18 protein-coding genes and 1 pseudogene are annotated in these 19,869 nt (G+C 72.0%); 11 read left to right on the plus strand and 8 right to left on the minus strand.

Translation table 11 applies throughout. The features are described 5' to 3' along the window. Positions 1–247: pseudogene (locus DN069_RS40405) on the minus strand (bifunctional DNA primase/polymerase); the annotation flags it as partial. Between the two features lie 293 nt (positions 248–540). Here DN069_RS40405 and DN069_RS29050 point away from each other — a divergent pair. Both DN069_RS29050 and DN069_RS29055 read left to right on the plus strand, forming a co-directional pair. Further along, positions 541–1,920, plus strand: a complete 1,380-nt coding sequence (locus DN069_RS29050; protein ID WP_111505954.1) for an NsdA family TPR-like regulatory protein — start codon at positions 541–543, stop codon at positions 1,918–1,920. Between the two features lie 140 nt (positions 1,921–2,060). Beyond that, positions 2,061–3,026 carry a hypothetical protein gene (locus DN069_RS29055; protein WP_111505956.1) on the plus strand — a complete coding sequence of 322 codons (966 nt, stop codon included), beginning with the start codon at positions 2,061–2,063 and terminating at the stop codon, positions 3,024–3,026. Between the two features lie 51 nt (positions 3,027–3,077). Here DN069_RS29055 and DN069_RS29060 read toward each other — a convergent pair whose 3' ends face one another. Then, positions 3,078–4,274: an ABC transporter substrate-binding protein gene (locus DN069_RS29060; RefSeq protein ID WP_243639866.1), complete on the minus strand. Its 1,197-nt coding sequence runs from the start codon at positions 4,272–4,274 to the stop codon at positions 3,078–3,080. A gap of 260 nt (positions 4,275–4,534) precedes the next feature. Between DN069_RS29060 and DN069_RS29065 the strand changes: the two genes are divergently transcribed. Both DN069_RS29065 and purU read left to right on the plus strand, forming a co-directional pair. Further along, a complete protein-coding gene (locus DN069_RS29065; RefSeq protein ID WP_165845694.1) occupies positions 4,535–4,987 on the plus strand; it encodes an SCO4402 family protein in 453 nt (150 codons plus the stop codon). 43 nt (positions 4,988–5,030) lie between these two features. Further along, positions 5,031–5,882, plus strand: coding sequence for a formyltetrahydrofolate deformylase (gene purU, locus DN069_RS29070; protein ID WP_111505960.1), 852 nt, complete (start codon positions 5,031–5,033; stop codon positions 5,880–5,882). Between the two features lie 17 nt (positions 5,883–5,899). Here purU and DN069_RS29075 read toward each other — a convergent pair whose 3' ends face one another. Further along, positions 5,900–6,322, minus strand: a complete 423-nt coding sequence (locus DN069_RS29075; protein ID WP_111505962.1) for a MarR family winged helix-turn-helix transcriptional regulator — start codon at positions 6,320–6,322, stop codon at positions 5,900–5,902. Between the two features lie 109 nt (positions 6,323–6,431). Here DN069_RS29075 and eno point away from each other — a divergent pair, with 109 nt between their 5' ends. Next, positions 6,432–7,730 (plus strand): phosphopyruvate hydratase, encoded by a 1,299-nt coding sequence (eno, locus tag DN069_RS29080; RefSeq protein ID WP_111505964.1) that lies wholly within the window; start codon positions 6,432–6,434, stop codon positions 7,728–7,730. Here eno and DN069_RS29085 read toward each other — a convergent pair. Next, on the minus strand, positions 7,727–8,791 hold the full coding sequence (locus tag DN069_RS29085) for a maleylpyruvate isomerase family mycothiol-dependent enzyme (RefSeq protein WP_111505966.1): 1,065 nt from the start codon (positions 8,789–8,791) through the stop codon (positions 7,727–7,729). The genes eno and DN069_RS29085 overlap by 4 nt on opposite strands. Next, on the minus strand, positions 8,788–9,357 hold the full coding sequence (locus DN069_RS29090; RefSeq protein WP_111505968.1) for a sigma-70 family RNA polymerase sigma factor: 570 nt from the start codon (positions 9,355–9,357) through the stop codon (positions 8,788–8,790). Before DN069_RS29090 ends, DN069_RS29085 begins: the two co-directional genes overlap by 4 nt. 213 nt (positions 9,358–9,570) lie before the next feature. On the opposite strand from DN069_RS29090, the gene DN069_RS29095 reads away from it, so the two are divergent. Together DN069_RS29095 and DN069_RS29100 are read left to right on the plus strand one after the other, a co-directional pair. Further along, positions 9,571–9,963: an STAS domain-containing protein gene (locus DN069_RS29095; RefSeq protein ID WP_111506011.1), complete on the plus strand. Its 393-nt coding sequence runs from the start codon at positions 9,571–9,573 to the stop codon at positions 9,961–9,963. A 75-nt stretch (positions 9,964–10,038) separates the two neighbouring features. Then, entirely contained in the window at positions 10,039–12,183 is a 2,145-nt protein-coding gene (locus DN069_RS29100; RefSeq protein ID WP_111505970.1) for a bifunctional glycosyltransferase/CDP-glycerol:glycerophosphate glycerophosphotransferase, read from the plus strand. A 49-nt stretch (positions 12,184–12,232) separates the two neighbouring features. On the opposite strand, the gene DN069_RS29105 is transcribed toward DN069_RS29100, so the two are convergent. The 3 genes from DN069_RS29105 to DN069_RS29115 all read right to left on the minus strand — a co-directional run bounded on the left by DN069_RS29105 (position 12,233) and on the right by DN069_RS29115 (position 15,691). Next, a complete protein-coding gene (locus tag DN069_RS29105; protein ID WP_111505972.1) occupies positions 12,233–13,339 on the minus strand; it encodes an alpha/beta hydrolase in 1,107 nt (368 codons plus the stop codon). A 160-nt stretch (positions 13,340–13,499) separates the two neighbouring features. Then, a complete protein-coding gene (locus DN069_RS29110) occupies positions 13,500–15,068 on the minus strand; it encodes a class I adenylate-forming enzyme family protein (RefSeq protein ID WP_243639868.1) in 1,569 nt (522 codons plus the stop codon). After that, positions 15,065–15,691 (minus strand): isochorismatase family protein, encoded by a 627-nt coding sequence (locus DN069_RS29115; RefSeq protein ID WP_111505974.1) that lies wholly within the window; start codon positions 15,689–15,691, stop codon positions 15,065–15,067. The genes DN069_RS29110 and DN069_RS29115 overlap by 4 nt, the downstream gene beginning before the upstream one ends. Before the next feature lie 91 nt (positions 15,692–15,782). On the opposite strand from DN069_RS29115, the gene DN069_RS29120 reads away from it, so the two are divergent. From DN069_RS29120 to DN069_RS29135, 4 genes are all read left to right on the plus strand, one after another. After that, the gene (locus DN069_RS29120) at positions 15,783–17,000 is read left to right on the plus strand and encodes an amidohydrolase family protein (protein WP_111505976.1); all 1,218 of its coding nucleotides are present in this window, start codon (positions 15,783–15,785) and stop codon (positions 16,998–17,000) included. 61 nt (positions 17,001–17,061) lie between these two features. Beyond that, positions 17,062–18,210 carry an acyl-CoA dehydrogenase family protein gene (locus DN069_RS29125; protein ID WP_111505978.1) on the plus strand — a complete coding sequence of 383 codons (1,149 nt, stop codon included), beginning with the start codon at positions 17,062–17,064 and terminating at the stop codon, positions 18,208–18,210. A gap of 3 nt (positions 18,211–18,213) precedes the next feature. Beyond that, complete coding sequence (locus DN069_RS42470; RefSeq protein WP_111505980.1) at positions 18,214–19,092, plus strand: acyl-CoA dehydrogenase family protein; 879 nt, start codon at positions 18,214–18,216, stop codon at positions 19,090–19,092. 312 nt (positions 19,093–19,404) lie between these two features. Next, a complete protein-coding gene (locus DN069_RS29135; RefSeq protein WP_243639870.1) occupies positions 19,405–19,851 on the plus strand; it encodes an ATP-binding protein in 447 nt (148 codons plus the stop codon). The last annotated feature ends 18 nt before the right edge of the window (positions 19,852–19,869 follow it).

Consider the following 19,869-nt stretch of genomic DNA (forward strand, 5'->3'; position numbering starts at 1 on the left):
GGCCGGGGCCGGAGGAGGCGCGGCGCTGCCAGTCGCGGGTGGCGGGGTGCGCGCCCGGCATGGGGCAGCCGAGGTCGCCGCAGGAGCAGCGCGGGGGGCCGTCGTCCTCCAGCAGCCAGGCACCGGGGGAGACCTCCCAGTGCCGGTCCTCCGCGTACGTCACCGCCGCCTGCAGCAGGAGATCGCGTGCGCCCGGCGTGGCGTCCGCGCGGCCGTCCTGCTCGGTGGCTCCCAGGGTGTCTTCCACGTGCTGCACAACTCGGCGGTGGACCAGGGGTTACGGGTGATCGGCAAAAGTCGGCCCATCAGGACGCGCTGAGTGGGGCGCGCGGTTGCACGCCAGGGGGCGCACGGGGGGTGCACCCGGGGTGAGCGGGTAGGTGTGCCCCTGATGCACCGCTACGCTGTCACCAGTCGGCCCAATGTCGCTATTTCCCAGCCATTGACCGCTCTTGACACCTCGTGACGCATCACCGGAACGCATCAGGGGAATGCTCCTGTCCTGCGACCTCCGACTCTCCAGAGGAGGCAGTGACGTCCATGGCCGCCAGACCGCTCGTCGCACGACAGCCCAACGAACGGCTCCAGGCCCTGATCCAGGAGGCCGGCTGCTCCAACGCCGGCCTCGCCCGCCGGGTCAATCTCTGCGGGGCCGAGCACGCACTGGACCTGCGTTACGACAAGACCTCGGTCGCCCGCTGGCTGCGCGGCCAGCAGCCGCGCGGGCAGGCCCCGGCCGTGATCGCCGAGGCGATCGGACGGAAGCTGGGCCGCTCCGTCTCGGTCGACGAGATCGGCATGTCCGACGGCAAGAGCCACTCCTCCGGCGTGGGCCTCCAGTTCGCCGCGACGCTCTCCGGCGCCGTCGAGCAGGTGAGCGAGCTCTGGCGCAGCGACGTCGGCCGCCGGGACTTCCTCAGCGGCGCGTCCGTCGCCGCGGCTGCGCTGGTCGAGCCGAGCCGCGACTGGCTGATCACCGGCCCCGACCTCTCGGTCGCCCGGACCGGCGGGCCGCGCGTCGGCCTGGCCGACGTCGAGGCGGTGCAGGCCACCACGCAGATGCTGGTCGACCTCGACCACCGCTTCGGCAGCGGCCACGTCCGCCCCGTGGTGGTGCACTACCTGAACTCCGTGGTCTCCGGTCTGCTCGCGGGCGCGTACAAGGAGGAGACCGGCCGCAAGCTCTTCGGCGCCGTGGCCCGGCTCACCGAGCTGGCCGGCTACATGGCGATCGACACCGGGCAGCCCGGGCTGGCCCAGCGCTACTACATCCAGGCGCTGCGCCTGGCCCAGGCGGCCGGGGACCGCGCCTACGGCGGGTACGTGCTGGCGTCCTCGATGAGCCACCTCGCCGCCGCGCTGGGCAACCCGCGCGAGATCGCGCAGCTGGCCCGCGCCGCCCAGGAGGGCGCCCGAGGCCAGGCCACCCCGACGGCGATGGCCATGTTCTACGCCGCCGAGGCCCGCGGCCACGCGCTGCTGGGCGACAGCCGCAGCTGCGAGGCGGTGGCCGGGCTGGCCTTCGAGCAGCTGGAGCACAGCCGCCCGGAGGAGGACCCGGACTGGATCGGCCACTTCGACCACGCCTACCTCGCCGACGAACTCGCGCACTGCCACCGCGACTTGGAGCAGCCGCGGCAGAGCGCCCGGCAGGCGCAGGAGGCGCTGCGCGGCCACCCGGAGTCGCGGGTGCGCCGCCGCGCGGTCGATCTGGTCCTGCTCGCCATCGCCCAGCTGCAGTTGCGCGAGGTGGACGAGGCCTGCGACACCGGGGCGCGGGCCATGGAGCTGATGGCCGGGCTGCGTTCGGCGCGCGGTGCCGAGTACCTGGACGACTTCCGCCGGATGCTGGAGCCCTATCGCAACCAGCGCTCGGTACAGGAGTTCCAGGCCCGGGCCATGGCCGAGGCGGCCGCCTGAGGCGTCGCAGTTCAGGCCCTGGGGGCGGCGGCGACCCGGTCCCCAGGATGGTCACCCGTCGGTGTGAACGGGTAGCGTGTGCCGGGTCGTGAGCGCGGCCATGCGCGGCGCCAGCGCCGTCCACAGCTAAGGAAGAGCGCGTGAACCATCGTCGTCCCAACCCCGACGAGCTCACCCCGGACGACCTGTTCCGTCCGGCGGACGGTGGGCCGACGGCGGCGTACGGTGCCCCACTCGCCGAGCCGGACGCCCAGGGCGCGTCGACCCAGTACCTGCCGCCGATGCCGGCCGCGCCCCAGGCCCAGCCGTACGGCGGGCAGCCCGGCTACACCGCGCCGACGCAGCCGTACCAGGCCTTCCCGCAGCAGCAGGCCCAGCCCGACTACGGCCGCCCCGCGTACGACCAGGGCGGCTACGACCAGGGTTACGACCAGGGCGGCTACGAGCAGTACGACGACTACGACGAGGACCCGCACCGCAACCGTCCCTCGATGCGGACCCTGGCCATCGCGGTCGTCGTCGGCTGCGCGGTGCTCGGCATCGGTCTGGGCGCGCTGCTGGGCTCCGGCAACTCGTCGGCCAGCGCCAGCGCCGACAAGAGCGCGGGCACGAAGCACGGCGCCTCCGCCGGCCCGGGGCCGAACGACAAGGGGGCGCAGCTCGCGCAGGCGCAGAAGCTGAGCCAGCTGTTGGAGACCGCGTCCAGCAACCGTTCCGCGGTGATCAACGCGGTGGCCGACATCGCGGCCTGCCAGGCGCTCCCGGCGGCCCAGCAGGCGCTCACCAACGCGGCTCAGGCGCGCGGCGACCTGGTCACGCAGCTCGGGCAGCTCCCGGTCAGCGCGCTGCCCTCGGGCAAGCAGCTGGTGGCCGATCTCACCACCGGCTGGCAGGCGTCCCAGCAGGCCGACTCCCACTACGCGTCCTGGGCCGCGGAGTCGGCGGGCCCGTGCCAGAAGAAGCACCACCCCAAGGCGGGCGGCGAGAAGGCCGCGGGCGACAACGTGAGCGGCACGGCCACCCAGGCCAAGCGGGAGGCCGCGGCGCTCTGGAACACGATCGCCTCCGCCAACGGTCTGCCGACCAAGACGTCGGACCGGCTCTGAGACACGACGCGGCCCGGGGCGCGGAACACCGCACCCCGGGCCGTCGGGCTGTCAGCGGACCAGCGCGGGGCCCACGTCGACGAGGCCGTTGTGCGCCTCGGTCAGCTGGCCGTTGACGACCTGCTGGAACGACACGTCCGTGTTGACGGTCCGCGGGGTCGCCGCGAGGCTGATCAGGTTGCCGGCCTGCCAGGCCAGCGGCGGCGTCGCGCCGCTCGTACTGACCGGACCGGTGGCGTCGAAGGCGGCGTGCACGCTCTGCGCGGTGAGGGGGTGGCCCCGGAGCACCTCGGTGACCTTCTTGAAGACCTCGTAGGCGATCCAGGTGGTCTCCACCCCGGGGTCCGACGGGTTGATGCTGTTGTTGGTGAACGCGTACTTCTTGATCACCGCGTGCATCTCGTTCCAGACCGGGCTGCCGTCCGGCGGGTACCAGCCGGTCGCGATCGCGCCCTCCAGCGGGCCGTCGGCGCCACCGGTGGTGTCGACCAGCGACTGCTGGAAACTGCCGATCAGCGCCGAGAGGTGCGCGTTGGTGGGCGCGTACTGGCGCCAGCTGTCGAAGAAGGTCTCCGTCGAGGCCGCGTCCAGCGCGCTGGTGACGCAGTCGCGGGGACGGTCGGAGCCGACCGCGAGCTTCACCTCCTGCTGGTAGTTGGTGCGGCCCTCGGTCGCCTTCACGTCGATCGCGGACATGTGGTACAGCGCGAGACCGTTGTTGAGGAAGGTGTACATCGAGTCGCCGACGGCCGTGTCCGGCCGCACGATGGCGACCCGGTGGCAGCCCGCCGCGGCGAGCTGCTCGCCGTTGCCGACCAGCAGAGTCTGGTAGCCGCCGTTGACGGGGTAGGAGTAGGGAGAGCTGAACTCGGCCGCCGAGGCGCCCGATCCGCCGATGTAGGAGATTCCGGCGCTCTCCAGCAGCGGCATGAACTGGTCGCCGAACTGGCTGGACGAGCCGACGACGGCCACCGCCTTGGCCGCGGTCGCCTGGTTGGCGCACGCGATCGCGCCCTCCGAGCTGTTGCCCTCGTTGCAGGTGATCACCCGCACGGAGTGGCCCGCGATGCCGCCGTTGTCGTTGAAGTAGCGCGCGATGGCCTGTGCCATCGCGGGCATGCCGGGCTCCGAGCCCGCCTTGCCGTTCATCGGCGCCCAGGTCATCACCGTCACCGGTGAGGCCGGGTCGGCGCTCGCGTCGCCCCCGCACGCGGTCACACCCCCACCGAGCAGTGCCGTCGCGGCCATGGCCGCACTCGCGCGCCGCAATCGTCCGGCGCTATCAGCCCCCTTGGACCTCATCTGAACCGTGCCCTCCCCGCACACTGGAATACGTACGGAAGTTCACCCTCGCCCCGATTCGGGACAGTCCAGGGGACACCGGGCGAACGGACGGCCACATGAAGGTGAACACGATGTGAGGACGCGTGTAGAACGTAGGATCGTGACCCATGCAGGCGGAGCACGAAACGTCAAGGACTTCTCGAACCGGCACCCGCTCCAGGAGGATGGGCGGCATGCCGCTCACTGACCTTCCCTGGTGGCGCTGGCGGGCCCGGGTCCGTTCCGCGCTGCACATGCTCGGCGACCCGCGCTTCCAGCAGGACTGCTGGGCGGCCGGCCGCGAGGGCTACGGCGACGTCACCGACGCCGTCTACCGCCTCGTCGAGGACACCTGGCTGGACCGCTGGTCCGCCGAGAAGTACGTCGGCTCGATCTTCCGCGACTCCGCGGAGGCCACCGCGGTCGACACCGCGGTGCTGCGGGTTCTGCGGATCATGCACCAGGTCGGCCCCGACGCGCCCGCCGACGCGTACTTCCACCATCACGCCTGGCCGGAGGCGATCCGCGCCTGCCGCGAGGCCCACACCCGCCTGGCCCTCAACGACGGCGAGGACCCGGAGACGGCGCCCCGCTCACTGGCGATGCTCTCGATTCTCACGCGCACCGCCGGAGGGTGAGACGGCGGGCCGGGTCGGTGGCGGTTTGTGGCAGAGTTTCCGCATGGCCGAGCAGTACATCCTGACCCTCTCCTGCCCCGACAAGCAGGGCATCGTCCACGCCGTGTCCAGCTACCTGTTCATCACGGGTTGCAACATCGTGGACAGCCAGCAGTTCGGAGACCCGGACAGCGGCCTCTTCTTCATGCGTGTCCACTTCTCGGCCGAGCCGCCGGTCACCCTGGAGAAGCTGCGGGCGAGCTTCTCCGCGACCGGGGACGCGTTCCAGATGGACTGGCGGATCAGCTCCGGCGAGGAGCGGATGCGGGTGCTGCTGCTGGTCAGCAAGTTCGGCCACTGCCTGAACGACCTGCTGTTCCGCGCGCGCAGCGGCGCGCTGCCGGTGGAGATCGCGGGCGTCGTCTCCAACCACCGCGACTTCGAGGAACTGGTCGGCTCCTACGGTGTCCCGTTCCACTACGTCCCGGTGACGGCCGACACCAAGCCCGAGGCGGAGGCGACGCTGCTGCGCATCGTCGACGAGGAGCAGGTGGACCTCGTCGTCCTCGCCCGCTACATGCAGGTGCTGTCGGACGACCTCTGCAAGGCCCTGGCCGGGCGGGCGATCAACATCCACCACAGCTTCCTACCGAGCTTCAAGGGCGCCAAGCCCTACCACCAGGCCCACGCCCGCGGCGTCAAGCTGATCGGTGCGACGGCCCACTACGTGACCGCGGCGCTGGACGAGGGCCCGATCATCGAGCAGGAAGTCGTCCGCGTCGGCCACGACGTCACCCCCCAGAAGCTGGTCGCCCTCGGTCGCGACGTCGAGTGCCAGGCGCTGGCGCGTGCCGTGAAGTGGCACGCGGAGCACCGCGTCCTCCTCAACGGCTCCCGCACCGTCGTCTTCGCCTGACGCGACCTGCCCCGGCGCTAGCGCGAGGCGAGGCGCTCCAGCAGGGCGGTACTCCGTGCCAGCAGTGCCCGCTCCTCGTCCGTGAGTTCGGACTCGATGGCCTGCGCCAGCCAACCGGCCCTGCGGCCGCGCTCCGCCTCGAGCGCCGTCCTGCCCGCGTCCGACAGCTCGACCAGGGACTTGCGGCCGTCCGTGGGGTGGGCTCGCCGCGTGATCAGGTTCTGTTCCATGAGCAGCCCCACCGCCCGGGCCATCGACTGCGGGCGTACGCGCTGATCGGCGGCAAGGTCGCTGGTGGTCATGGCGCCATTGCGGTCCAGTGCGCCGAGCACGGCCGCCTGCCCCAGCGGGATGCGGTCCTCGTCCTTGACGCGTCGGGTGAGCTTGCCCATCGCGGTGCGCAGTTCGGCGGCGACAGCGGCGGCTTCAGGGGTGGGCATAGGGCACCTTACCCAGTTGCCGGGCAACTCTGCGCGCCTGACCTGCACAGCAATGCTGTACAGCAAAACTGTACAGCCAAACTGGACAGCATTGCTGTATGGTTTTGCCATGCCCGCACACGTGATCGACACCGTCATCGCCCGCCGGATCATCGACAGCCGAGGCAATCCCACCGTTGAGGTCGACGTCGTCCTGGCAGACGGATCGCCGGGACGCGCGGCCGTCCCCTCCGGCGCCTCGACCGGCGCCCGGGAAGCCGTGGAGCTGCGCGACGGGGATCCCGCGCGCTGGCACGGCAGGGGTGTGGACCGCGCGGTGGCCCACGTCAACGGGGAGATCGCGGCGGCGGTGCGCGGCCGGGACGCGGCGGACCAGGCAGGTCTCGACGCCGCGCTGGTCGCCCTCGACGGCACCGCCACGAAGTCCCGGCTCGGCGCCAACGCGATTCTCGGCGTCTCCCTGGCCGCCGCCAAGGCCGCCGCGGCGGCCTGCCGTCAGCCGCTCTACCGCTACCTCGGCGGCGCCGACGCGCGCCTCCTGCCTCTGCCGATGATGAACATCGTCAACGGCGGTGCCCACGCCGACAATCCGCTGGACTTCCAGGAATTCATGATCGCGCCCGTCGGCGCGGACACCTTCACCGAAGCCGTCCGCATGGGCAGCGAGGTCTTCCACACGCTGCGCCGCGACCTGCTGGCCGCCGGACACTCCACGGGCGTCGGCGACGAGGGCGGCTTCGCGCCCGCGCTGCGCACCGCCGAGGAGGCGCTCGACTTCGTGATGACCGCCATCGAGCGCACCGGCTACCGTCCCGGCACGGACATCGGCCTGGTCATGGACCCGGCGTCGTCGGAGTTCTTCCGCGACGGGGTGTACGACTACGCGGGCGAGGGAGTGCGTCGCACCCCGTCCGAGCAGGCCGACTACCTGGCCAGGCTGATCGACGCCTACCCGGTCGTCTCGATCGAGGATCCGATGGCGGAGAACGACCTGGACGGCTGGCGCGAGTTGACCGCCCGCGTCGGAGACCGCTGTCAGCTCACCGGTGACGACGTGTTCTGCACCAACGAGACGCTGCTGCGCGAGGGCATCCGCACCGGCGTCGGCAACTCGGTCCTGGTCAAGGTCAATCAGATCGGAACCCTGACCGAGGCACTGACCGCGGTGGCCACGGCCCACCGGGCGGGCTGGACCGCCGTCATGTCGCACCGCTCGGGCGAGACAGAGGACACGACCATCGCGGATCTGGCGGTGGCGACCGGCTGCGGTCAGCTCAAGACCGGCTCGCTCTCCCGCTCCGACCGCACCGCAAAGTACAACCAACTGATCCGGATCGAGGAGGAGTTGGGCGACTCCGCGCGCTACGCGGGCCGCTCGGCCCTGCGGGGGCGTGAGCGGCCGGCCTAGGGCCGGGAGAGCAGGGGCGCCGCGGCGAGGGCGGCTCGGGCCAGTTCCCGGTCGCCGGTGATGCCGGCCGGGATGCGGTGGGGATCGCGCCGTCCCGCGCACAGGTGGCAGAACTCGACGCCGTCGATCGCCACCGTGGCCGTCGGCTCGGTGTCCGGTGGCGGGACGGTGCCCGGGGAGTCCACGGGGATGAGCCAGGTGCCCTCGCCGCGGCCCTCGACGATGAGTTGGATCACGCGGTCCGCCCCCGGCTCGCCCGCGAAGGCGTAGGGGAGGAGGCGGACGGCCAGGCCGATCAGCGAGCGGATGTGCGCGCCGCGCGGCGGGTTGTAGGGGTAGCCCACCGCCTCGGCGATGTCCTCGGCGTGGATCCAGCACTCGAAGGCGCGGTCCAGGAAGGAGTCGGCGAGCGGCAGCCTGAACGCTCCGTAGTCGACGAATCGTTCCGCCAGGCCGGGCGCGGCGAGCGCCGCCGTCTCGACCATGGTGCGGGTCTGCGCGCGCCAGAAGGCACGCACCGAGCCGGGCGCGCGGCCCGCCTGCGTCGCGCAGAGCCGGGCGTCGCGTTCGGCGAGGTCGGTGCCCTCCGTGGGGTCGGGCAGACCGAGCGCGCGGGCCAGGACGCCGTCGACCGCGGCCAGGTGGCACAGCACGTCCGCGGGACGGCGCTGCTCGCTGCCGGCGTGCCAGCGCAGCGTGGCCGGCTCCATCCAGTCGAGCTCGCCGAGATCCCGCAGCAGCGCGTCCAGCCGGGCGGTCTCGGCGACGAAGGGCTCGGCGTACGCGGGGACGCGGAACGCCGGCTCGCGCCGGTCCAGGCAGCCGTCGAGGACCTGGCGGCGCAAGCTGGGCTCGGGGTCGAGCGGCTCGTCGGAGGAGAGCCAGCCCGCGGCGTCGCGCAGTTGCCGGCCCTCCTCGCGGCAGGCGGGACACGTGGCCAGGTGCGTCTCCAGGGGCGCGGCCTCGTCCGCGGTGCAGGCGTCCAGCGCCCACGCGCCCAGCAGCGCGCGCAGCTTCTCGTGGAGGTCCGGGCCGAGTCCCACCTCGGTGCCCGCGCTCACCGGACCGGCTCCGTGGACAGCGCGGTGGCCAGCAACTGCAGGCCGAGCCGCATCCGGTGCTTGGCCGTGTCCGGCGCTATCCCCAGCTCCTTGGCCGCCTGCCGGTAGGTGCGGCCGCCGAAGTAGGTGAGCAGCAGGGTCTCCCGGAGAGCCTGCGGCAGCGAGGAGACGACGTACTGCACGCGCGCGGCGGTCGCCGCGGCCAGCACCTCCTCCTCGACGCTGGGCGGCTCCAGCGGTGCGCCGTCGTAGCCGGCCGCGTCAGCGCCCGTGCCGGCCGAGGCCTCGCGCCGCAGGCGCTCGACGGCGCGGCGGTGGGTCAACGTGCCGATCCAGGAGCGCATCGAGCCCTGCTCGGGGTCGAAACTCTCGGGGTGCTCCCAGACGTGGGCGAAGACGTCCTGGGTGATCTCCTCGGCGGCGGCCTGGTCGCCCAGGACGCGGGTGGCCAGGCCGTGGACCAGCGGGGCGAACTGGTCGTACAGCTCGCCCAGTGCGGACTCCTCGCCGCGCGCCAGCCGTCGCTGGATCTGCCGGTCCCACCGGATCGGCGCGGGACTCGACATCGGCACCACCGTCCCGCCCCAGGGAGTTCGCGAGTTCCGACAAATCGCGACCAACAAGACAAAGCCAAGGAATCCTCAAGGAACCCTCACACGAAATCTAGCGCTGACCCGTGCGTGTCGTCCGGAGGTTTGAGGAAACTGAATGCCAGGCACGATGGCACGGAGTGTCAGAACCCGAACACGACACCGCTAACCTGAAACAACATCATGAACATGCTGGAGAATCGTGGCACCGTGACGACAACACTGCGCGTGGAGCGCGAGGAGAACGACGGCTGGTTGCTGCTGCGGGTGCACGGTGATCTCGATCTCGGGACCGGCGGCAGAGTCCGCGAGGCCGTGCGGGAGGCGGTCGCCACCGGCTCGCGGCGGGTCGTGGTGGACCTCGCCGACGTGCGCTTCTGTGACTCGTCCGGGGTCGGCGTGCTGATCGGCGCGCGCCGGTTGCTGCGGTCCTGCGGCGGCGAGCTGCGGCTGGTGCTGCCGCGCACCGAGCCGGAGCCCGGCCAGATCCCCTCCCAGGTGCACCGCGTCTTCGCGGCGCTGGGCGTGCACCGCCTGTTCACGGTGGTGGAGCAGACCCGGGGCGAGCACCGCCCCCAGTAGGGACTGAGGTCGCGGCGGCGGATCCCAGTAGAGTCTGGAACCGAGCCCACTCGCGCGACCTGGAGCTGCACCGCCGTGACCCAGCCCGTCTCCCTCAGTATCGTGCTGCCCGTCTACGGGGTCGCCGACTACCTGCCGCGCTGCCTCGACTCGATCCTGGCGGCCGAGCTGCCGGGCCTGCAGGTCATCGCGGTCGACGACTGCTCGCCGGACCGCAGTGGGGAGATCCTCGACGCCTACGCCGCCCGCGACCCGCGGCTGAAGGTCACGCACCTCGCCGCCAACCGCGGCCTCGGTGGCGCCCGCGAGGCGGGCCTGGAGCAGGCCACCGGCGAGTACGTCTGGTTCGTCGACAGCGACGACTGGCTGGCCGACGGCGCGGTCGACGAGGTCGCCGCGCGGCTCGCGGAGATCCGGCCGGACGTGCTGATCACCGGCTTCGCCCGGGTCTACCCGGACGGCGGGACCGAGCCGGACACCTGGCGCCGACTGCTGGTCGAGCCCCCGCTGCCGCCGACCTTCACACTCGCGGAGCGCCCCGGGCTGCTGCAGATGATCATGTCCGTCTGGAACAAGGTCATCCGCCGCGAGTACCTCGCCTCGCTCGACGTCCACTTCGGTGTCGGCTACTACGAGGACATCTCGGTCACCTACCCGCTGCTGCTCGCCGCCCGTTCGCTCAGCTATCTGGACCGGGACCTCTACTTCTACCGCCGCCAGCGGGCCGGGGCGATCACCAACACCGCCTCGCCCAAGCATGCGGACGCCTTCGCGCAGTACGACGCGATCTTCGCGTTCCTGGACCGTCGCCCCGAGATCGGCCCGAGCCTGTGCCGGCTCGTCTTCGACCGTACGGTCAAGCAGGCGGTCACCATCCTGGACACCCCGGGTCTGGTCCCCGACGAGCTCCGCGAGGACTTCTTCCGCCGCACCACCGAGCACTTCCGCCGCCACCGCCCGGCGGGCCACACCTTCCCCAAGGGCCTCCGCGGCGTGCAGTACCGCCTCGTCGAGCGCGGCGCGTGGGGCGCGTACCAGCGCCTGCGCCCGCTGCGCGCGCTGCCGCGCACGCTCCCCGGCACGGTCAAGCGCGCGGTCCGCGGCGCGGGCCGCCGCGGCCTCTACGAGACGTACCGGCGCCTGCCGATCGACGAGAACCTCGCCGTCTACGCGGCCTACTGGTACCGGGGTTACAGCTGCAACCCCGCCGCGATCTACGAGCGGATGCGCGAACTCGCCCCCCAGGTCAAGGGCGTCTGGGTGGTCAACACCCCGGCCCAGGCCGCCGCGTTGCCGGACGGCGTGCCGTACGTGCTCGCCAACACCCCGCGCTACCTGAAGCTGATGGCGACCGCCAAGTACCTGGTCAACAACGTCAACTTCCCGCACACGATGACCAAGCGGGCCGGCTCCGTGCACGTGCAGACCCAGCACGGCACCCCGCTCAAGTACTTGGGCCTCGACCTGCGCGACCGTCCGCTGGCCGCCGACGGCATGGACTTCGACCGCCTGCTGGAGCACGTGGCCCGCTGGGACTACCTCGTCTCGCCCAACCCGCACTCCACCGAGTCCTTCCAGCGCGCCTACCCCGGCTCCTACGAGGTCCTGGAGGCCGGCTACCCGCGCAACGACCGCCTGGCCGACCCGGACCCGAAGGAGGTCACCGCGATCCGGGACCGCCTCGGCGTCCCGGCCGGCAACCGCGTCGTCCTCTACACCCCCACCCACCGCGAGCAGCACGACTCCTTCGTCCCCGCGCTGGACGTGGTGGCCCTGGCCCGCGCCCTCGGTCCGACGACGACGGTCCTGATGCGCGCCCACTACTTCTACGGCGACGCCGGCCTGCCGGATGACGCGGGCGTCATCGACGTCTCCGGCCACCCCGTCGTCGAGGACCTCTACCTCGCGGCGGACATCCTGGTGACGGACTACTCCTCGTCGATGTTCGACTACGCGGTCCTGGACCGCCCCATCGTCGTCTTCGCCCCCGACTGGGACGACTACCAGCGCATCCGTGGCGTCTACTTCGACCTCATGGCCGAGCCTCCGGGCGCGGTCGCCCGCACGGACGACGAACTCGCCGCGCTCCTCGCCCCCGGCGGCGCGGCCGACACCAACGCCACCGCGAAGCTCCGCGCGGACTTCCGCGCCAAGTTCTGCCCCTGGGACGACGGCCACGCCGCGGAACGGGTCGTGCGCAGCGTCTTTCCCGTGAGGTAGTTGCCACTCGTCAGCCCGCGCAGTTCCCCGCGCCCCCAGGTCGTTTCAACTAACTGCTGACACCTTGGCTGGCCGTCCTGGCCGAGAGCCAGGTGAGCGCGTCCGGGAGCATGCCGCGCCAGACGTCGGGGGTGTGGCCGCCCGACTGGACGGTCAGGAGGCGGCTGTCGCCCGGGTGCTTCAGCACCCCCAGCAGGGCGCGTGCGGCCGGCACCGTGCCCTGGTCCTGGAGGCTGCCGGCCATCAGGAAGGAGACCGGCGGCTGCTGGCCGGCCAGCTTCAGCTGGAGGTAGGGGTTGTTGGCGCGCGCCAGCGCGGGGTCGCGGGTCACCAGCGGGGACTCAGGGGTGTTGTAGCCGGAGAGGCTGACCGCCGCGCGGAAGCTCTCGGGGTGCTGGACCGTCAGGTTGACCGCGCAGTACGCGCCGGCCGAGTAGCCCATGATGCCCCACCCGGAAGGGTCCTTCGCCGCGCGGAAGTTCGCGCGGACCAGATCGGGCACGTCCTTGGCGAGCCAGGTCGCCGTCTTCGCCGCGCCGGGGATGTCGGCGCAGCCGGCGTCGGTGTTGCCGCCCAGGGTGTTCAGCTTCGCCGAGACCATGATCATCGGCTTGACCTTGCCCGCGGCCATCAGCTTCTGCATCTGCTCCTGCACCCGCATCGTGCCGAACCACGCCTGCGGCGTGCCCGGCGTGCCGGGGAGCAGCTCGACGACCGGGAAGGCGGTCTGGGCGTAGGCCGGATCGTGGTACTGCGGGGGCAGCCAGACGTAGAGGCTGCCGTCGATGCCGGAGCGCGCGCCGACGGTGTGCGCCTTCATCACGCCGGGGCCGTACTCGGTGAAGCTCAGCTTCCCGTCGCGCGGCGGGGCGTCGTGGCCGTGGCCGCCGCCGGCGACGGAGGTGGTGACGGGCGGGGCGCTGCTGCCGCCGAAGAGGTCGCTCCAGCTCTCGTAGAACGGACCCATGCTGTTGTTCACATAGACCAGCACCGCGATCACGGCCGTGAGCTGGCTGAACACGGCCAGGCCCAGGCGACCGCCCATTCTGGCCGGTCTTGGTCCGGGTATTCGGTTCCAGAACACGAACAAGGCCGTCAGCGCACCGATCATCACCATGACGGTCAGCACGAAGAAAGGTGTACCGGTGAGACTCATCGCCGCCCCTTCAGGAAACTCCCCCGTCTCCGGGTGCGACTAACGGGTGGAATAGACCAGCACCATCGAGCCTACCGACCAGCCGAATAACCTCTTCATACCAACGGATGAAGTCCGAACATCCGAACGGCGGGGGAGCCCCCTAAGGGCTGCCCCGGCGCTACCCGCGCTCCTGCCAGGGCAGGGTCGCGAACATGTCCCGCAGGCGGTGCTTCAGCACCTTGCGCAGGGTCTCGTTGCGTGGCAACGCGTCCACGACCTCCAACTGCTCGGGGATCTTCTGGGTCATGAGCCCGGCCGCCCGCAGCCGCTCCGCCAACTGCGCCAGCGTGGGCGGCTCCACGCCCGGCCTGCGCTCCACCACGGCGCAGACGCGCTCGCCGCGGACCGGGTCGGGCAGGCCGATCACGGCGACGTCGCCGACGCGCGGGTCCTGGTAGAGCAGGTCCTCGATCTCCTTGGCGGAGATGTTCTCGCCCTTGCGGATGATGATGTCCTTGAGCCGCCCGGTCAGCCGGACGTGCCCGTCGGGGCGGACGTGGCCGAGATCACCGGTACGGAACCAGCCGTCGGGGGTGAACGCCTCGGCGGTGAGCGCGGCGTCGGTGTACCCGCGACAGATCATCGGACCGCGCAGCCACACCTCCCCGTCGACCACCCGCACCTCGCAGCCGCGCACGGGGTGGCCCTCGGTGTGGGCGAGCTGCTCGGGGGTGTCGCGCGGTGAGCCCATACAGATGGCCGGGGCCTCGGTCATGCCGTAGCCGTGGGCCAGCACGACGCCCATCTCCTCGGTCACCTCCCGGTACAGCTCCGGCGGCATCGGGGCGCCGCCGCCGGAGAGGATGCGCAGGGTGGGGACGACCCGCTCGCCGGGCGGCAGCTTGCGCTGCTCGGCGAGGAAGGCGGAGTAGAAGGCGGTGCTGCCGCCGGCCATGGTGACGCCGTTGCGCCGGTAGTCCGGCAGCACGTCCGGCAGCGCGAAGATCTCCACCAGCAGCGCCGGGAAGCCGTGCACCAGCATCGCGACCAGGTAGTCCGGGCCGCCGATGTGGGCGTAGGGGAAGGCGATCGATCCGACGTCCCGCGGGCTCATGTCCAGCGCGAGCGCGAAGCCGCTGCCGCCCGCGATCAGGGTCCGGTCGGTGTGCCGGGCGCCCTTGGGCGCGGAAGTGATCCCGGAGGTGTAGTAGACCCAGCGCACCGGCACGTGCTCGTCGTCCAGATCGGCGCGGGGCGGGAGCGGCAGCGTGGCCGGTTCGCCGTCGGGCAGGTCGGCGTCGGTGTACAGCACCCGGACGGTGGGCGGCTCGGCCCAGCCGCGGGTCAGCTCCTCGGCCATCTTCACGTAGTCGAAGCCGCGCCAGACGCCGGGCACCAGGTAGAGCCGGGCCTGGGACTCGTCCAGGATGTGCCCGACCTCGGCGCCCCGGTAGATCGCGATGATCGGCGTCTGCACCGCGCCGAGCCGCGACAGGGCGAGGGAGACCAGTACCGTCTCGACCCGGGTCGGCAGCTGCCAGGCCACCGGTGTCCCGGCCTCGATCCCGTACGCGGCGCGCAGCCCGGCCGCGATCCGCTCGGCGCGGTCGCGCACCTCCCGGTAGCTGAGCCGGCGGTCCGGCTCGCCGGGACCGTCCCCGGCCTGGACGAGCATGGGCGCGTCGGGCGTCGCCGCGACGCGCCGCTCCAGCAACTCCCACAGACTTCCCACGTCGGTGATGGTCACGCTTCTCTCCCGGGGGTCTTCAGTGCGCCGATGACGTCCTGTGTGCTGCTGAGGGTCGCCACGAGCGCGAGGGTGTGGGTGAGGACCGCCTCCGCGTACTCGGGCGGGGTTCCGGCGACGGCGTCGACGGGGATCACCGCCTGCAGGCCCGCGTCGACCGCGCCGAGGGTCAGCTCCAGCAGCGCCACGTTGAGCGAGACCCCGGTGACGACGAGCGTGGTCGCGCCCAGGTTGTGCAGCAGCGAGCCGAGGCCGGTGTCCTGGAACGGCCCGAGGCCGTGCAGCCGGGGCAGCACGAAGTCGCGCTCCGGATCCGCGCCGAGGCCCGGGTGCAGGGCCGGGTCGAACGGGGTGGCGGCCCGCGCCGCGGCCGCGAAGAGACGGGCGTTGCGGTTCGCACCGCGTCCGTCGGCGCGCCGCTCGGCGGTGCAGTGCACGACGGGCACGCCGACGTCGCGTGCCGCGTCGCAGAGCCGGGCCACGTTCTCGACCAGCCCCGCCTTGGCCGCGGCCTCCGCGAGCGCCGGGAAGACCGCGTCCTCGCCGAGCACGCTCCGCTGGCACTCGCAGGTGACCACGGCGGTGTGGGCCGGGTCGAGCAGATCGATGAGTGAGACAGCCATTCGGTCCTCGCTCGCTTGCCGCTTCAGGGGTCCGTCACTAGTCTGAATCTGACGGACCGTCAGGTAAAGGGTCGTGGAGAGGGAGCCCTGGATGGAAAGCTCTGCCGAACTGCCCATGGTGGTGAGCGTCGACGACCACGTGATCGAGCCGGCGCACCTCTTCGAGACCTGGCTCCCGGCCAAGTACCGCGACCGCGGCCCCAAGGCGCTGCGCGCGGGCATCGGCCAACTGGAGTACATCGGGGGCAAGTACCGCATCTCCATGGATCCCGACGGCCCGCCGACCGACTGGTGGATCTACGAGGACCTGCAGTTCCCGTACAAGCGCAACATCGCCGCGGTCGGCTTCGACCGCGACGAGATGACGCTGGAGGGCATCACCCGCGACGAGATGCGCCGAGGCTGCTGGGACCCCAAGGCCCGCCTCGAGGACATGGAGAACAACCACGTCGAGGCGTCCCTGTGCTTCCCGACCTTCCCCCGCTTCTGCGGCCAGACCTTCGCCGAGGCGCGCGACAAGGAGGTCGCACTGGCCTGCGTCCGCGCCTACAACGACTGGATGGTCGACGAGTGGTGCGGCGATAGCGGCGGCCGGCTCATCCCGCTCTGCCTGATCCCGCTGTGGGACGTGGAGTTGGCGGTCGCGGAGATCCAGCGCAACGCCGCACGTGGCGTGCGGGCGGTCTGCTTCAGCGAGATCCCGACGTACCTGGGCCTGCCCAGCATCCACACCGGCTACTGGGACCCGTTCTTCGCCGCCTGCGAGGCGACCGGAACGGTCGTCTGCATGCACATCGGCTCCTCCTCGCAGATGCCCGCCGCCTCCCCGGACGCGCCCCCCGCGGTACAGGCGACGCTGAGCTTCAACAACGCGATGGCGTCGATGACCGACTTCCTCTTCAGCGGTGTGCTGGTGCGCTTCCCGCGGCTGAAGCTCGCGTACAGCGAGGGCCAGATGGGCTGGATCCCGTACGCCCTGGAGCGCGCGGACGACGTCTGGCGCGAGCACCGCGCCTGGGGCGGGGTGCGGGACCTGATCCCCGAGCCGCCCTCCACGTACTACTACCGGCAGATCTACGCCTGTTTCTTCCGTGACAAGCACGGGGTCGCCTCGCTGGACACGGTCGGGGTCGACAACGTGACCTTCGAGACGGACTACCCGCACGTGGATTCCACCTGGCCGGAGACGAAGGCAGTGGCGTTGGACCATGTGAAAGGGCTGCCTGCGGACGTCGTCTACAAGATCATGCGCGGGAACGCCATCCGCATGCTGGAGCTGGATCTCGACCGGCACCTGAAGTCGCACTGACCTCAGGGGCGCGGGGAACGCAGGTCCCCGCGCCCCTCAATGGCTAAGGAGAGTGCCATCGGTGCAGCTCAGCGACACAACCGAGGAAGCCGACTTCCGGAGGCGGCTGCGCGAGTGGCTCGGCAAGACCCTGCCGGAGCTGCCGGCCGCGCCGGATCCCTCCGACTGGCCCGGGCGCCGCGCCTTCGACACGGCCTGGCAGCGGCGGCTGTTCGACGCCGGGTACGCCGGGATCCACTGGCCCGTCGATGCCGGCGGCCGCGGGGCGACACCCTCGGAACACCTGATCTTCCTGGAGGAGACCGAGCTCGCCGGCGCTCCCTACGTGGGCGCCAACTTCGTCGGCCTGCTGCACGCCGGGCCCACCATCGCCACCGAGGGGACCCCGGAGCAGCGGGCCCGATTCCTGCCGCCCGTGCTGCGGGGGGAGGAGATCTGGTGTCAGGGCTTCAGCGAGCCCGGCGCCGGCAGCGACCTGGCTGCTCTGCGGACCCGCGCCGTACGGGACGGGGACGCGTACGTCGTCACCGGTAGCAAGATCTGGACCTCGCACGCCGAAGTCGCCGACTGGTGCGAGCTGTTGGTCCGCACCGACCCGGACGCGCCGAAGCACCGTGGGATCACCTGGCTGGCCATGCCCATGGACGCGCCCGGCGTGACCGTGCGGCCGCTCAAGACCCTGGCCGGGACGACCGAGTTCGCCGAGCTGTTCCTGGACGAGGTGCGGATCCCCGTCGCCAACCGGCTCGGCGCGGAGAACGACGGGTGGCGGGTCACCATGGTGACCCTCTCCTTCGAGCGCGGCACCGCCTTCGCCTCGGAGACGGTCGCCTGCCAACGCGAGGTACGCGAGCTGGCCCGCGTCGCCCGCGCGAACGGCGCCTGGGAGGACCTCGAACTGCGTCGCGAACTCGCGACGCTCGCCGCGGAGTTCGCCGCGCTCTGGCGGCTCGTCCAGTGGAACGTCTCCGAGGCGGCCGCGAACGGCGTCCCGGGGGCGGGCGGCAGTGTCTTCAAGCTGCGGTTCAGTGAGGCGCGGCAGCGGCTCTACGACGTCGCGGCCCGGGTCGTCGGCGGCGAGGCGCTGCTCGAAGGAGCCTGGAGCGCGCAGCGACTGCAGGGACTCTCCTACACCATCGCCGCCGGCACCTCCCAGATCCAGCGCAACATCGTCGCCCAGCGCATCCTGGGTCTGCCGAGGGGGCGTTGACGGATGGAGTTCCGACTGACAGAGGATCAGCACAGCCTGCAGCGGGCGCTGCGCCAGGTAGTGACGGATCGTCAACCCTCATGGCAGGAGCTGACCGAGGTCGGGCTCTTCCAACTCCGGGTGCCGGAGCCGGAGGGCGGGTTGGGGCTCGGTCTGCCGGAGGCGGTGCTCGCGTTCGAGGAGGCGGGTCGGGCCGTGCTGGCCGGCCCGCTGGTCGGGACGGAGGTCGCGGCGGCCGTGCTCGGGCTGGACGGCCGGGCCGAGGTGGTGCGGGTGCCCGCACGCGGGCCCGTCCTGGTGCCGGAACTGCCGACGCTCGACCACGTCCTGCTGCTCCACCCGGACGACTCCCTCGCCGTGCTCCCCGCGGCCGCGGTGGACGCCGCGCCCGCGGCGGCCGTCGACCCGGACCGGCCGCTGTGGCGACTCGACGGCACGCCGCCGCCCGGCGAGCGCACACCCGAGACGCGGCGCGTCGCCGCCGACGCGACGCTGCTCACGGCCGCGCTGCAGGTCGGCCTCGCCTCCCGCACGGTGGCCGAGGCGGTGGCGTACGCGCGCACGCGCGAACAGTTCGGACAACCGATCGGGGCGTTCCAGGCCGTGCAGCATCTCTGCGCGGACATGCTGGCCCGCGCCGAGCTCGCCCGGGTCGCCGTCTACGCCGCCGCCGTCTCGGGCGACGAGGTGGAGATCGCCGGCGCCAAGCTGCTCGCCGACGACGCGGCCGTGCACGGTGCCCGCGACTGCCTGCAGGTTCACGGCGGCATGGGGTTCACCTGGGAGGCGCGGGTGCACCGGCTGCTCAAGCGCGCCTGGGCGTGGGAGCAGGCCGGCGCGGACCGCGAGCGGTGCCTGGAGTCGCTGGCGACGCGCCTGTAGCACTGGTGTCGTAAGGGTGTTTTTGTCGCGACGCCTCGCGGATTCCGGGTGTCGCGGTGCGGTTCGGTTACGCTCACGGGGGTGCGCAGCAAGCAGTCCGCCCGCGGGATCGGAGAGGTCGTGGACCCCTCGGTCGCCGGGGACAGAGCGGCCGGGGCAGTATGCACCCCTGGGTGCCCCCTCGGCTGGAATATGCCCGAAGACCATGCTCCTGGCGGTCGCGGCGGATCATCCTGGTCCGTATACGCGCCGGTACGCGGCTCGCGCGGTGGTCCGGCCCGGCTGATCCCGCAAGCACGGGTGGTGTGACAGGTGCAGGTGCAGGCACAGGAGCTACAGGTCCAGACGGCGGTCCAGGCCGACCCGGCCGAGGTGGGTCGGGCCCGTCACTGGGCGCGCAGCCGGCTCACCGGCTGTGGCATCGCCCTCGACGACTCCCTCGCGGACACGTTGGTGCTGGTCGTGTCCGAGCTGGTCACCAACGCGGTGGTGCACGCGGGCTCGCCGGCGGTGCTGCGGCTGGTCTTCCCCGTCGGCCAGGACGCGGAGCGCCGTCCGGTGCGGGTCGAGGTCTCCGACGCCAGCGAGGCGCCGCCCGCGCAGCGCGTCGCGCCGGACGAGGCGACGGGCGGCCGCGGCCTGGAGCTGGTCAGCGTCCTGACGGACCGCTGGGGCTGGTGCCCGGACGGCAGCGGCAAGCGCGTCTGGTGCGAACTCCTCCCCGAGGAGCCGGTGGCCGTGGCGGCGTCGCGCCCCTGAGGCGAGGGCGACGACCCT

The sequence above is a fragment of the Streptacidiphilus pinicola genome, assembly GCF_003258295.1.
GTDB classification, from domain to species: domain Bacteria; phylum Actinomycetota; class Actinomycetes; order Streptomycetales; family Streptomycetaceae; genus Streptacidiphilus; species Streptacidiphilus pinicola.

Bases quoted from the DNA above. Each gene is read 5' to 3' on its own strand.
- DN069_RS29050 (WP_111505954.1), top strand. From the start codon at position 541: ATGGCCGCCAGACCGCTCGTCGCACGACAGCCCAACGAACGGCTCCAG.
- DN069_RS29120 (WP_111505976.1), top strand. From the start codon at position 15,783: ATGGAAAGCTCTGCCGAACTGCCCATGGTGGTGAGCGTCGACGACCAC.
- DN069_RS29090 (WP_111505968.1), bottom strand. From the start codon at position 9,357: ATGTCGAGTCCCGCGCCGATCCGGTGGGACCGGCAGATCCAGCGACGG.
- DN069_RS29095 (WP_111506011.1), top strand. From the start codon at position 9,571: ATGCTGGAGAATCGTGGCACCGTGACGACAACACTGCGCGTGGAGCGC.
- purU (WP_111505960.1), top strand. From the start codon at position 5,031: ATGGCCGAGCAGTACATCCTGACCCTCTCCTGCCCCGACAAGCAGGGC.
- eno (WP_111505964.1), top strand. From the start codon at position 6,432: ATGCCCGCACACGTGATCGACACCGTCATCGCCCGCCGGATCATCGAC.
- DN069_RS29065 (WP_165845694.1), top strand. From the start codon at position 4,535: ATGGGCGGCATGCCGCTCACTGACCTTCCCTGGTGGCGCTGGCGGGCC.
- DN069_RS42470 (WP_111505980.1), top strand. From the start codon at position 18,214: ATGGAGTTCCGACTGACAGAGGATCAGCACAGCCTGCAGCGGGCGCTG.
- DN069_RS29105 (WP_111505972.1), bottom strand. From the start codon at position 13,339: ATGAGTCTCACCGGTACACCTTTCTTCGTGCTGACCGTCATGGTGATG.
- DN069_RS29060 (WP_243639866.1), bottom strand. From the start codon at position 4,274: ATGGCCGCGACGGCACTGCTCGGTGGGGGTGTGACCGCGTGCGGGGGC.
- DN069_RS29115 (WP_111505974.1), bottom strand. From the start codon at position 15,691: ATGGCTGTCTCACTCATCGATCTGCTCGACCCGGCCCACACCGCCGTG.
- DN069_RS29075 (WP_111505962.1), bottom strand. From the start codon at position 6,322: ATGCCCACCCCTGAAGCCGCCGCTGTCGCCGCCGAACTGCGCACCGCG.